The 13,266-nt window shown below is 65.0% G+C and carries 6 protein-coding genes; 4 read left to right on the top strand and 2 right to left on the bottom strand.

The features are described from left to right. Positions 1-259 precede the first annotated feature (259 nt). Genes CXY82_RS05310 through CXY82_RS05295 form a run of 4 tightly spaced genes read left to right on the top strand, consistent with a single transcriptional unit; the run spans position 260 to position 8,254 of the window. On the top strand, positions 260-1,735 hold the full coding sequence (locus tag CXY82_RS05310; RefSeq protein ID WP_146069055.1) for a DUF2397 domain-containing protein: 1,476 nt from the start codon (positions 260-262) through the stop codon (positions 1,733-1,735). Beyond that, positions 1,732-2,904 carry a TIGR02678 family protein gene (locus CXY82_RS05305; RefSeq protein ID WP_104169996.1) on the top strand — a complete coding sequence of 391 codons (1,173 nt, stop codon included), beginning with the start codon at positions 1,732-1,734 and terminating at the stop codon, positions 2,902-2,904. Before CXY82_RS05310 ends, CXY82_RS05305 begins: the two co-directional genes overlap by 4 nt. Next, a complete protein-coding gene (locus tag CXY82_RS05300) occupies positions 2,901-6,983 on the top strand; it encodes a TIGR02680 family protein (protein ID WP_104169995.1) in 4,083 nt (1,360 codons plus the stop codon). The genes CXY82_RS05305 and CXY82_RS05300 overlap by 4 nt, the downstream gene beginning before the upstream one ends. Further along, complete coding sequence (locus CXY82_RS05295) at positions 6,983-8,254, top strand: TIGR02679 family protein (protein ID WP_104169994.1); 1,272 nt, start codon at positions 6,983-6,985, stop codon at positions 8,252-8,254. The genes CXY82_RS05300 and CXY82_RS05295 overlap by 1 nt, the downstream gene beginning before the upstream one ends. A 478-nt stretch (positions 8,255-8,732) precedes the next feature. On the opposite strand, the gene CXY82_RS05290 is transcribed toward CXY82_RS05295, so the two are convergent. Together CXY82_RS05290 and CXY82_RS05285 are read right to left on the bottom strand one after the other, a co-directional pair. Further along, entirely contained in the window at positions 8,733-10,661 is a 1,929-nt protein-coding gene (locus CXY82_RS05290; protein ID WP_104169993.1) for a UvrD-helicase domain-containing protein, read from the bottom strand. Continuing rightward, on the bottom strand, positions 10,658-12,844 hold the full coding sequence (locus CXY82_RS05285) for an ATP-dependent endonuclease (RefSeq protein ID WP_158252127.1): 2,187 nt from the start codon (positions 12,842-12,844) through the stop codon (positions 10,658-10,660). The genes CXY82_RS05290 and CXY82_RS05285 overlap by 4 nt, the downstream gene beginning before the upstream one ends. Positions 12,845-13,266 lie beyond the last annotated feature (422 nt).

Raw genomic sequence — 13,266 nt, 5'->3', positions numbered from 1 at the left:
GCTCCGACGATGGTGGGTGGCCGGTCGCTGTCCCGGTTGATCCGGGAACGCAGCTTGTCCCGGCAACCACACCATGGCACGTCCTGCACTCGCACCCACGCGAGGCGGCGAATCTGTGTGACCTTCGCCCTGATGGCAGGGTCGTCGGGTTTTCTCAGACCGCGGTGATGGGTAAGAGATCAAGCTGCCCACTAATGTCGGTGCTCGCCGATAGCATTCTGAAGAGCCGTACCTGACGGCAACGGAAGGACGGTGGACGGTGACTGAACCAGACAGCGGCGACCCGTCCCGACTGAGCTTGTACGCCCACTTGCACACCGAGCAGACGGAGCAGTACCGCCGGATCATGCGGCTGCTCTCCGGTGACATCATCACCCGGGAGATGAGCGCCGCTGAGATCGCGTCCGAGCTGACGATGAGCGGGTTCTCGATCACCGAAGATGAGGTTGAAGCGCGCTGCACCCAGTTGAAGGGGTGGGGCAACGTCATCCCCTCCGTCCGCAACTACCGGGTGACGACGATCGCGGAACTGCGCCGCGCGAAATCCCGCTACCAAGCCTCCAAGCTCGGCACGCGGGTCACCTCCCAGTCTGACGCGATCGTCAGCGCCACCGACGGTGCCAAAGAGGTCGCCCGGGAGCTCATGGGGGTGATCGCGGAGCAGCTGACCCGGCTGCTTGAGGAGAGCGCCGGTGGGAACAACCCGGACCTGATCGCGGCCGCGGTCACCACCACGTTTAACTCCCACCGGGAGTTCCGGGACAGCCTGCGAGACTTCACCGCGTACCTCGCCGGGATTCTGTCCCGGTACGACATCGTCGGCGACGAATACCTGGCGTTGAAAACCACGCTGATGCGCTACATCGACATCCTCGGCACCGACGTCCGGCAGCACGCCCCACGCATCTCCGCGCTCCTGACCCAGCTGCAGCCGCAGATCCCTGGCGTCCTGGAAACCCTCGCCCTCTGGCAGACGCTGACAGCGAAGGACACCGAACTCAGCCAGGGCCGCACCGAGTCCGACTGGGTTTGGCTTGGCGAATGGTACGCCGCTGACGGGGAGACATCCGGGCCGGTGGCGTTCCGGGCGGCCACAGAGCAGGCCCTCGGGCAGCTGTTGGTGAACGCGAAACGCATCGTCACGGACGCCGGTTCGGGTCATTCCCGGCGCGATGACCTGCTCCGGCTCGCCACACGATTCCACGTCACCGAGGAGGAGGACGCGCACCGGCTGTTTGCGGACTCGTTCGGGGTGTACTCCTGGCGGCATCTGCTGCTCGGCGATGATGAGAACGTCCCGCCGTCCGCGAACACCTCCTGGTGGAACGCCCCAAATGTGGAAGTGCCCGTCACGCTCCGGGAGCGCGGCGACCGGTCAGCGCGCGGCCGCACCGCCACCATCCGGGATGCGGTCCTGGAAACGCAGCTGGCGTACCAGGAGGAGATCATGCAAATGCAACGCCGGAAGCTGGCGGCGGCGGAGCTGATCGCGGCCGGCACCCTCGACGGGGTGCGCCTCTCCTCCGGGGCGCAAGAGCTGCTGCACACCCAGCTGACGTTGCTCGACCAGTCCACGGACACGTCGGAGAACCTGGAGGCGCGGTTCCGCCTCAGCCGGGAGCCGATTGCCGGGGTGAGCACCATCCTGTTCGAGGAAGGGGTGCTCACCGTGCACGGGCATCGGCTGAGCGTCACCTCGGCGCAGGGCCAGGTCAGGGAGGAAGCGGCCGGATGAGCGACGCGGTCGGTTACGAAATCCGGGATGCCGCCCGGCATTTGGAACGGCACACGTTCCTCACCCAAGCTCTCCACCCGGACGTCTTCCTGCTGGTGCGCCGTCATTCCGCGGAACTGAAACGACGGTTCGGGGAGACGCTCGGGTACCGGCTAGTGGTGGAATCCACGTTCGCCCGGCTGCTGAAACCGCCGCTGCCCGACACCTCTCCGGTCCGTGCGCTGCACGGCTCTGCCGGCCCGGTCGGCCCGCGCGTGTACCAGTACGTGTGCCTGCTCGCGGCAGCGCTGCAAGCCCCGGGGGCGGCTAACCAATGGCTGATCTCCGCGCTGGTCGCGCAGGTGCGCTCCGACGCTGCGACGGCCGGGATTGTCACCGGGGACTCGTCCACGGAACGCCGTGACCTGGTGACGGCGGTGACCCTCCTCGCCGGATTCGGGGTGGTGGAGGAGACCGACGGCTCAGCGACCGCGTGGGGCGCCGGTCGGGACCCGGAAGTGCTGCTGAGCGTGGACCAGACGGCGTTGTCGTACCTGCTCGCCAACCCGCTCATCGGGGAGGCTCGGGCCGACCGCCCCGCTCGCACCCTCGCCCGCCGGCTGGTGGAGGACCCCATCCTGGACCGTGCCCTCCTCACCGATGAGGAAGAGCGGTTTTGGTCGCGGGACCGCGGGACGTTGGAGCAGCAGCTAGAGGAGCTGTTCGGGTTGCATTTGGAGGTGCGCCGGGAAGGCGCCCTCGCCTGGGATTTCGCTGATGACGCCACCGACGAACCGTTTCCCGGGGCCGGGGTGCCGCGTCAATTGGCGTTGATGTTCGTCACCGAACTGGTCGGGACCTGCCAGCCCGGCAGCGGCGGCGCGGTCACCGTCACCGTCGAGACGGTCGACCAGATCATCACGGAGATCCTCGACACGCACCGCGGGCATCTGCGGTCCGACTTCGAGCCGTCCGACCCGGCCGCCCCCGCCCGGGCGACAGCCGCGGTCATCAGCATCCTCCGCGCGGTCGGGCTGCTCACCGTCGGCCCGGGCACCGTCACTGTGCATCCGGCGGCCGCGCGGTACGGCGCGACGGTCACCCGTCGGGCCGCTCCACCGAAAACAGTGGATGCCGGGGCGGGCTCCGCGGACCTCTGCTTGTTCGACGCCCTGGAAGAGGAATCATGAACAACGCCATCGTCACCGACCTCGCGGCGACCGCCAGAGCGCCGGAGTTCGAGGACCGCTTCCGACTGGCACGCGCCGGGATCGTCAACGTCCACAAGTTCGCGAACGTCGAGTTCCCGTGCGCCGGCGGCCGGGTCGTGTTCCGGGGCCCGAACGGGTCAGGGAAATCCCGGGGCATGGACATGCTGTTCCCGTTCCTGCTGACCGGAGATCGCCGCCGGATGGGTTCCGGCTCCTCCGGGGCGGTGACCGTCGACTCGCTGATGCGGGTGATGCTCGGCAAGGACAGCAACCGGGTCGGGTATGTGTGGGCGGAGTACGTGAACGGGGACGGCGACTACCGCACTGTCGGCGCGTACTTCAAGTACTCCCGGAACACCAGCACCTCCGACGTGCACTTCTTCATCACTGGGCTGCGGGTCGGGCATGAGCTGCACCTTATGGATGACACCCGTCACCCGCTGTCCCGGGCGCAGCTCGGGGAACTCGTCGGCCCGCACAACATCACCCAGCAGAGCACGGAACACGGGAATCGGGTCGCCCAGGAACTGTTCGGGGTCACCGATGACGCCGGCCGGGCCCGGCTGGCGGCCGCGTTCGGCGTCATGTACAACCTCCGCTCCCCGGATTTCGGCGCGAAGTACCGGGCGAAGGACGTCACCCGGCTGTTGACAGATTCGCTGCCGTCGATGCCGGATGCCACCATCCGCTCCGCCGGCCTGTCGCTGGATAACCTGCAGGACACCCGGGAGCAGCAGCACGACATCGAGGAGGCATCCCGGCACGCCTCCGAGACGTTGAAGGAGTACCGCGGGTACGTCACCACCGTCCTGCTCAGCGAAGCCCAGGGGTTGACGGTGGCTGTGGCGTCGGCGGAAGCCGCGGCCGCGGCGGAGCAGAACGCCCGGGACCTGGAAGGCGCCGCGCAAGCCCGGTGGCAGCAGAAGACGAGGGAAGCCAGCGAGCTCAAAGAGCAAATCTCCGACCTCAGCGCTCAGAAGTCGGCGTTGGAGAAGTCTCCGGCGTATAAGAGCGCGCTGGCGTTCGTGGACCGCCGAAGCATGGTCGCGGCGTTTCAAGGCACAGCGGCTTCCGAGCTTGGCTCCTGGTGGCGCCTGTCCGCTGGTGTGGACGCGGCGGTAGGACGGGCGATGGCCGCAGCCGGCACGGCGGCGGAGACCGGCGACAACCTGGCCGAGGCTGTCCGGGCGGCCGGTGCCTGCGCGGTTGACGCGGGACTCTCGCACACGTTTCCGGCCGTGTCCGTCATCGTGACGTCTGGGCCCACCCGCCCGGTCACCGTCCGGCGAACAGTGGAGGACGAGCCTGTTGACCACGTGTCCGGCGGCACCCCGGCGGTCACCATCACCCCGGCTGACCTCGACACGGTCACCGACAAGCACACGGTGCTCCGCACCGCCGCGAACACCAAACACGGTGTCGCCGAGGCACGTCTGGAAACCGCCCAGCACCTGATCCACGATGAACGTGCCGTGGAGTCGCTCGAGCGGGACACCCTGAAAGCGGAGCGCGCGGCCCACGTTGCCCGGGACGCCGCGCTGGCTGCGGCGACGCAGGCAGAAGCCGCCCGGGACACCCTGAGCGTCGCGTGGGCCGGGTGGGCGCGGCACCCGGCCACAGGCATCCTGTTCGGTGACGTGGACTGGGCGGCGACGAACCTGGCCAGCATCCTCGCCGACGGCACCCTCCCACCCGTGCACGAGCTGGACGGGGTCGCGGAGAGCGTCGCCGCCGACGCCTTCGACCGCGTGGCCGTCACCGCCCAGCAGGTTCGGGACCGCCGCTCTGCGTTCACCGTCGAGCAGAAGGTACTCACCGCGGATCAGGATGCCCTGGTGGACCACCGGACACCCACGCCAGAGCGGCAACCGTGGGTGACCGTGGTCGACGGACCCTCGTTCTGGGAGACGGTGGACTTCCGCCCTGGCGTGCCCGAGCGGACGCAGGATGCGGTGGAGAGCGCGCTTCGTGCCTCCGGGATTCTCACCGCCACCGTCACCGAGGACGGCGTGCAGCCGGTGATCGGGGAGCTTCTCGTGTCCGCGCGCGGGACGGCAGCCGCACGCCCGCTCAGCGAAATTTTGACCGCTGACCCGGCCGCCCCGGGGGTCGCGCAGATCCTGGATCGGCTCGGGTTCAACGACCCCGCCCACCCGGTGAGCGTCCACGAGGACGGGTCCTGGCGCACCGGCCTCCTCGCCGGACGTTCCCCGGTCACCCCCGCCCGGCACATCGGCGCCACCGCCCAGGAGCGCGCGCGGGTCACCCAGCTCGAACAGATCAGTATCCGGCTTGGTGAACTCGCCGACCTCCTCATCGTGTGCGATATTGATGCCGCGTCAGCCGCCGCGTTGCGGACGGCGATGCGCGCCCAGGTGAGCGCCGCCCCAACCGCAGCCGCGGTCATCCGGGCGGACGCGGCCAACAGCTCGGCGGCGACTGCGGCAGATGCCCTGTGGTCGGCCGCCGTCGCCGCCAGCGCCGAATCGCTCCTGGCTCGGACAGCCTGGGATGACCGGGAGGCCGTCCACCGCCGCGCCTGCCAGCACTCTGGGCTCCCCGCCACGGAGCCGGCCCTGCGGGGGTGCGTCCAACAGTTGCGCACCACCGTCGGCTCTTGCGACACGGCCATCGCCCTCACCGGGACGCTCACCCGTCAGCTGCGGGCGTTTGAGGCGGCGACCGGCGCTGCCGGCGCTGCGATCACCGCCGCCGACAGCCAGCTTCTGCTCGCCGAGCAGTCAGGGGAGCGGTGGCGCGCCGAAGCGGCCGTCATCCGCAAGCTCGAAGCGACCATCGGAGTGAGCGCCGAACAGGTCATGGCCGAACTCGGCACTGTCGACGCCCAACTTGGGACGGCGACCACGATGAAAGCCAAGACCGACAGTGAAGCGTTGGAGGCGGCAACCAAACGCGGTGCCGCGGTCACGGTCGTCGACAACGCCTCCGACCGGGCCGTTGCCATGGCCGAGAACGCTGCTGACGCGGCCGGCCACGTGCACGCCATCCTTCGCCTCCCTGGGGTCACCGACGCGGTTTCCGTGGCGGGCACCCCTGACCAGGCGGCCCCGGCGGAGCTGCTGGCGTGGCTTCGGGCGAGCATCGCCCGGCAGCGCACCGTGTCCCTGGACGATGTGCATGCGGCTGTGGACACCCTCCGCGACCATGTAACCCAGATGTTCGACGTGCACCGGACTACCACCCACGGTGTCCTGCTCGTGGAGCTGACCGGCGGGGAAGGCACCCACGCCCTGCCTGCCGCCGCTGCGGACCTAGCCCGGCGCGCGGAGACCGGCCGGCAGGCGATCATCCAGTCGGAGGCGGAGGTGTTCTCCCGGTTCATCGTCGACGGTGTGGCCAATGACATGCGGAGGGTCATCCGCCTAGCTCGCGACACCATCCGGGATACCTCCGAACTGGTGTCGCAGCACCGCACCAGCAACGGAATCGGGGTGCGACTCCGGTTCGTCGGCAAAGACGATGTCACCGACGCGGTGAACCGCATCCGCGATCTGGTGGCGATCCCCGATCAGGTGCGCTCGGCCGCCGAGAACGAGGAGCTTTCCACCCTGCTCCGGCAGACCGTCGAGGACGCTTACAACGTCAACCGCGCCGAAGGGTACGGGAAAGCGCTCACGGACAGCCTCGACTACCGCAACTGGTACATCGTCGAACCGATTGTGCTGGGGCCGAACGACAAGCAGGAGCGCACGTTGAAAGGCGCGAAACTCTCCGAAGGGGAGCTGCGCTACGTCACCTACCTGGCGTTGATGTCCGCGCTCGACTCGCACCTGAGCGCGCTGCCTCCGATCGCACCCCGCCTGATCCTCCTCGACGACGCGTATGCGATGGTGGATGATCATGGGCGGCGCATCCTCACCTCTATCCTCGTGGAACGGGACATCGACTTCATGATGACCGGATTTGACCTCTGGCTGCACTATGCGAACCTCGACTCGTTAGATGAGTACGAGATCCGGTCCACCGGTGAGGAGTCACCGACAACCGCGGTCCGCTACCACTGGGACGGGCAACGCCACCGTCTCCGGGAGGTGTGATGGACGCGATCCCGGAGCCACTGCTCAACTATCTGTCGAATCCATCGCTCACCGGTTTCTGGGCGGTGGTCAGGAAGAGGTTGGAAGCCAACCGGTTATCGGCGACGGGTGTGGTGACCGTGGACGTGGATGCGGACGGCGCCGACAGGCTGAGCGGCCTGCTGCGCGCGACGGACGTCCGCCCCGGCCGCATCCGAGTGGGACTGGGCGCCCTCGACATGGCGTTACGGCGGTCCGCGCCGCAGGCGAACCTCGCCGATGTGACCGCTGCCGTCACCGGGTCCTCGCTCACCGACCGCCGGCAGGCCAGGGAGGACCGGACAGCGTCCACGGCGGAGCTCCTGTCCGCCCTCGACCAGGCGGCCGGTCTCGTGTTCACGCCGGTCCAAGCGCACGCTTTCGTGGAGGGGGTCCGCCGGTCCGGGATCCTCACCAAGATCGGACCGTTGGCGGTGGACGCGATCGCCGGGTTCAAGATCGGGTGGGGTGAACTCGCCCGCGCGCTCGTGTTCGATGACCCGGACATCGGATCCAGTCCGGTGTTCGGGCTGGGGGAGTTGGCGACCACGGCCACCGGGACAGCGCACGGGTTCGATGAGGGGAAGCCGGCCGCCCGCCTCATGGTCCGGGCGCTGGCCGTGAAGTTCGAGGAGCCGCCACCGGTCTCCGGTGAGGACACCCGCCGCCTGTGGGAGCGTGCCGGGGTCGCCACCGATGACGTGTCCGGGACGGCGATGACCTGGGGACTCCGCCCGCCCGGGGGCTCCCGGTGGGCGGTGATGATGCGGGAGCGCGCCGACCTCGGCCTGGTCACGCACCTGACGACGCAGGAGCTGCGAACTGCCGGCGACCTGACGTTGGCCGAACTGGGCTCCGAGGTGTTCGCGTGCGAGAACCCGCAGATCCTCTCCGCTGCCGCGCGCTCGGCTGTCGGCGCCCCGCTGGTGTGCCTGTCTGGGCAAGGGTCCGCCGCCGGCTGGCAGGTGCTCCGCGCACTGATCCGCGGCGGGGCGACGGTGCGCTACCACGGTGACTTCGACTGGCCGGGGATCCTGATCACCGGCCGGGTGCTTTCCGCCGGCGGGGTGCCGTGGCGGATGGGCGCTGACGACTACACGGCCGCGGCGACCACCGGGCCGTTCGAGCCGTTGGACGGTGCCCGACGGCCGACCCCGTGGGACGAGCAGCTGTCCGGGGTGATGGAACGGACGAACGCCGCCGTCCACGAGGAAGCTGTCGTCAACATCCTGCTCGGCGATCTGCTGGCCTAACTCGAGTGATCCCGTCGCGGGAAAGAACGCCTCTCACCACCGTGAATATGCGCTGTTAATCGCGGTGCGTGCGCGGGGGAGCCGGAAGGGGACCCCGCACACGATTCCGTCGTTGTTAACAGTCGTCTGCACATCGGCGCTGCTGACCGATTGCAGGCTGACCCCGTGCAGTGTCGCCGTGGTTGTCGGACAGTGCGTGGAATCCGAATCTCAACGCCGACCGTATAGTTGCGAAGCTATACGGTCGCGGCCTGGGCGACACTCAGGGCTGGGAACCCGCGGCATGGACTGGCGGGTTTCTGACCTTCGGACAGATGCGCCCTCATCGGCTTGCTCCGGTGAGCTGTCTTACCGGCCGGTGGAGACGACAGCCCCGCTCGGTTCGCTACGTAGCTGTGTGGCGTGGCCCGATGACAGCGCTTTGAAATTAAGGCGGCTTCCGCCTTCGAAGTTGTCGGTTCCAGGAGCGTCGCCCTTCTCAGGTTGCCTGTGTCAGTTGAAGGTCAATTGGGTCGTGGACACAACCCGAGTCGAAGATGTTGAGCTCCCTGAGCTGCCCTGCGGCTGTTGATGCATCTGGGGTGAAGATCACGACGGCAAGAGTGTGCTGTGCGCGCGAGCAGCCCACATAAAGCAGGCGGCGAGTGCGGTCGATTGTGCTCTCGAGGCCGGCAGCGATGTTTTCGCGGTCCTTGTCGGAGAGCTCCTGGAGACCGAGAAGCTTGTTGTAAGAGAACATGTTCCCGGCGGCGGCGTCATCTTCCAGAAGTACAAGCACACGACCGAACTCAGCCCCCTTCACCCCCTGATGCGTGGCGTAGACCGAATGCTCGTCCAAGTAGCTTTGGTAGGAGAGAAGCTCTCGTGCTGGGACTTCCAAGAACCGGGCGATTGCATCACTTTCTGGGCGGACGCTGGTGGTCGGATCGGACGCATCACCGATGCTAGACGTTTGGCTGATGAGCGACTCATACTCCTTGAACCTCTCGTCGAGCGCGAGCAGCCCGGTTCTGGTTGCATGCTGGAGAACGGTCCGCACGGTCGCGTCGCTGTCTGGTCGCAACATCTCCGCAACCAATTCAGCGGCCGCGGAGAGTGCCTTGAGTACAGAATTTGGGTTCTGGCTCGCACCGATGTCGAGAATGAGAGGGCTCTGCGCACGGATGAGCTGAATCTGCGGGAACTTCTGTCTCGCCCACACAGATTGGGCGAGCGGGGTTAGGTAATCCACGAATGGAAGAATTGTCCAGGCAGTGCCTTCGGCGATGCCGGTCTTAAGAGCGTCCGTACTCTTATCGTGGTGGGAGGAGAAGAGGGTCTCGAAGCCGAGCCGTCGAGCGGCCAGACGGTGCTCAATGACAAGGATCCGCACATCGGGGGATCGGTGATCCTCGCTCCACTCCGGATCGTGGGTATTCGTTGCGAGCCATTCTCGAACCCTAGTTAGGTGGCTGTTACGCTCCTCATCGATCGGGAGCACGAACAGATGCGCTTCGCCTGGCACATATTCGTCTGAGTCGCCGTTTCGTATGCGTCGACCGCCCTTCTGGATGAGTGCACCAGCGACTTCGCGTCGAATGTTGTTGATGACCGAGAGCACAGCAGTGGGGCAGCGGAAGTTTTCAGGTTTGTCGATCTGTTCCCATCCGGACTCCAGAGTGATGTCGCCAGCACCTGTCGCGTAGATCTGTTGCATGGGGTCGCCGAAGAATCCAATGCAGAGGTCGCAGGATGGATCGGTCGACAGCTCTTTTAGCGCTGCTACCACCTGGGGGAATGTGTCTTGGCTTTCGTCCACGAAGATGAACGGGTACCGCTGCGCGAGCAGCTTCCGGAGCAGGGGTTTCTCGAGGATGAGTTGCGGAACCATCTTGATGATGTCGTCGTGACCGAGGATTCCCCTGTCGTAACGGCTGCCAACACCGTAGGTGAACAAAGTCACAGTGTTCAGAGCAGCCTTGTTCCTTTCCAGACGCTCAATCTCAAGCCTGTTCTTCTCGATCGTCTTCGCCTGGGTGCGGGGTTTGGCGTTGTGCTCGTGTAGGGCAGCGATCTTCTCGTCGATACGGTGTTCTACCCACGTCGACACATCTCGCTTGAAAGGTTTGATCACCGTCCAGAGGAAACTATGGATCGTGGACACATGGAAAAGGGGATCCTCTTCGATCTCGCCGTGGATCTCGCCGGCAGCCACTTCGGTGTAGGTGATGCAGGCGACTTGTTGTCCGTTCTTTCTGAGCTCCGCACCGTTCGTTTCACGAAGGTGGGCGAGCGCTTTGACGAGTGAGGTGGTTTTCCCGGACCCGGCGCCAGCGTTCATAACGAAGCAAGTTGCGGTAGGGCGTGCGAGAACCTCGCGGAGCTTGATGTCTGCGTCCGTATCGGGACTGTCGATTCGGCCAGTCATGGCACAAGGACCTGTTCGGTCGCGGGCGTGGTGGATGAAGGGTTGATCGTGGCGTCAAGCCAGGTGAGCCCTTCGACGATGTAGCTGGGGGACTGCCACTCCTCTGACGACAGCATGAGGTCCAGGGCGAATTCGGTCTTCTTGAAACTGGAGCTCTTCACTCGATCGTGGATTTTCCCAACGATGTCGGTCAACGTGGCTGTCGTGTGATCGAATCGTGCGGGCAAGAGCGACCGTAGACGTTGCTTGTCGCTCAGTAACCATTCCAGGTTCTCGTACGCGAACGTCTCCTCGAACGTGCGCCCGGTCGCCAGGATGGTGGTCCCGTCTTTGGTGACATTGCTGGAAGTCTGGTAGGCAACACGGAGAAGTGTCGGATTGTCTGTTCCGAGGGAGAACTCCTTGGCGGTGTCGTTGAGGCCAAGGAGTTCTTTGACCGTGTTCTTCCGGGGGTGCCAGTCTCGCAGGGTTGCGTTCGAGGTCACCGCCAAGGGAGTATCTGCGGGGCACGACGTGCCTGGTGTTACCCCAGACTGCCCGTCGTCCTCGACGCTCTCCTTCGCGGTGTCGATGTCGGAACCCTCGGACGCAGCCGAGGGGGTGACACTGTCGAGGTCGGTGATCACCAGAGTGGGGAGACCGAGCAGAGCGAGGAGGGGATCGAACTTGTGGGCAAACGCGCCGCCGACCTCAAGAATTGTGAGGTAGTTGGACGTCAATGAACGTTGGCTCTTTTCGATGATCGAGGGCAGCAGAAGGCGCTCCACGTTTCCCTCCACGAGGATCACCGCGTCCGCGAAGAAGAGATCACAGTGTGTGAGCTTCATATACCGCTCGAGGAAGTTCTTCGTGTTCTTTTCGAGAGTGTTCAGCTTTGAAACGTCGCGAACCTGAGACTCGTGTCTTCCCGTGGAGGATTGGACGCGTCGGAAGTACCTGATTGGAGTGAAGCGACTTTCGTTGATGACATGAGCCGAGTGTGTTGTTACCACGAGTTGGGTGGTAAGGCCGCTGTCATCCGAGATGATTTCTTGCATCTTGCTGATGAAGACCTGTTGGAGTTGAGCGTGAAGGTGCGCTTCAGGTTCCTCAACGATCACCAAGTGGACAGGTGTTCTCTCGTCCTGGGCGACCCACTGCTGGTGGAAGTCCAGCATCTTGATGACCATGTAGATCAGATTCTTGAATCCAAGCCCGTTGTACTTCTCCGGGAGGTGGATCCCAACTTGATCCCCTTCCGCGCGGGGGAGCGAATACTGGAGGGACGTGTCTTGCGCCATGATCTGGTCCGCCGTGAAGCTGGACCTGATGACGAGCTCGGGATCTTCGATCCCTGGATAGCCCAGTGCGTTCAGGCTACTGAGGGTGGATTCGAACACCTGCGCGAGGTGGTCGTTGAAGCTTGCCTCTGACACATGCAGAGCCTGGAGGACGCTGGTGTCTGTCTCGAACTTGTCGAGGTTGCGTTGGTAGAACTGGCTGAGGCTCCTAGACAGGTCCTTCGTGCGTGAGTTGGCCTCAGAGTCGGAGAGAAACCGTTGGGCATCCAGATAATCAAGCGTTAGCAATCCGTCAAGGGTTGCGGCCGCCTCACCCTTCAAGTTGGGCAAGTGGTGTGCGATCGGCGAGCACTTGGACTGCTCTCCGTCGGTGATTCTGTGCTCGAGAACGAAGTAGGCCAGTTCGTATTCGGAGTGCAGTTTCTTCTCGAGGTACTCCTGGAGACTGCTGGGCCAGGGGTGATATGACTGTTCCGCTTTCAGCCCTGCCGCTATCTTCGCATCGCGATATCGGGAGAGTAACTCTGCGTCATTGCGAGGTCGATACTGCAAGCGAATCCCGACGGGCTGATCATTCCAGTCGAGACTGGGTAGGAGATCCACAACCCGGTAGAGCTCATTCTCCGTCACGTCGAACCACAAGTCGAGGGTGATTGCGGGGAGTGGTGGTTCCTGACCCGGCTCCGACACTGCGATCTTCCTCAGGGCTTCCAGGCAGCTCGCGCTGAAATCAAAGACGGTGAGGCCCTTGGCGCGACCATTCACCAGCAGGCGAAGGACACTGGCGGCGGATGTCTTGCCGCTATTGTTCGCGCCGACGAAAATAGTTGTACCGGTCTCAAGATCGATTGAAACGTTCTTCAGTCGACGGAAGTTGCTGATTTGCACTGTCTTCAGTTGCACGGATGCCCCCATTGCTCTGCCATCCCCCCGTGTCGCGCAGAGTGCCCGATGGTGTTCCGCCGATGGCCTTGTCCGATTGTCTCAGACCTAGAGAAGCCTCCGTCCGCCCAGTTCAGGACGCATCGGTTGGCACCGGTGTACCTGCGGCCCGCCGCTTCGGCGTTGAACGGATTATCCAGTTCGGAGGTTTCGGTAGGCTCGTAGCTGTGGATCTGGACTGACCGGAGGCTCGCTGAAACCCGAGTTGACATCAGGATCGCGGAGATCCATCGAGATCGTTCGGAGGAAGTGACTGCGGCGATCCCATCTTCCCGGCACGGGCCGGGATCGGCGGGTTTCGGACAAGCGGGAACTGGACTTATCCGAAAGGGTCCTAATCCTTCACGGAACTGAGCCTTGGCGAGGGCCGCAGCTGTGATGAT

Source organism: Cryobacterium sp. M23 (assembly GCF_002929655.1).
Taxonomy (GTDB): domain Bacteria; phylum Actinomycetota; class Actinomycetes; order Actinomycetales; family Microbacteriaceae; genus Cryobacterium; species Cryobacterium sandaracinum.
Note: the sequence above shows the minus strand (reverse complement) of the source record. Positions and strands in the feature narration are given on the sequence as shown.

Coding starts and splice junctions, on each gene's coding strand:
- CXY82_RS05305 (WP_104169996.1), top strand. CDS start 1,732: ATGAGCGACGCGGTCGGTTACGAAATCCGGGATGCCGCCCGGCATTTG.
- CXY82_RS05300 (WP_104169995.1), top strand. CDS start 2,901: ATGAACAACGCCATCGTCACCGACCTCGCGGCGACCGCCAGAGCGCCG.
- CXY82_RS05295 (WP_104169994.1), top strand. CDS start 6,983: ATGGACGCGATCCCGGAGCCACTGCTCAACTATCTGTCGAATCCATCG.
- CXY82_RS05290 (WP_104169993.1), bottom strand. CDS start 10,661: ATGACTGGCCGAATCGACAGTCCCGATACGGACGCAGACATCAAGCTC.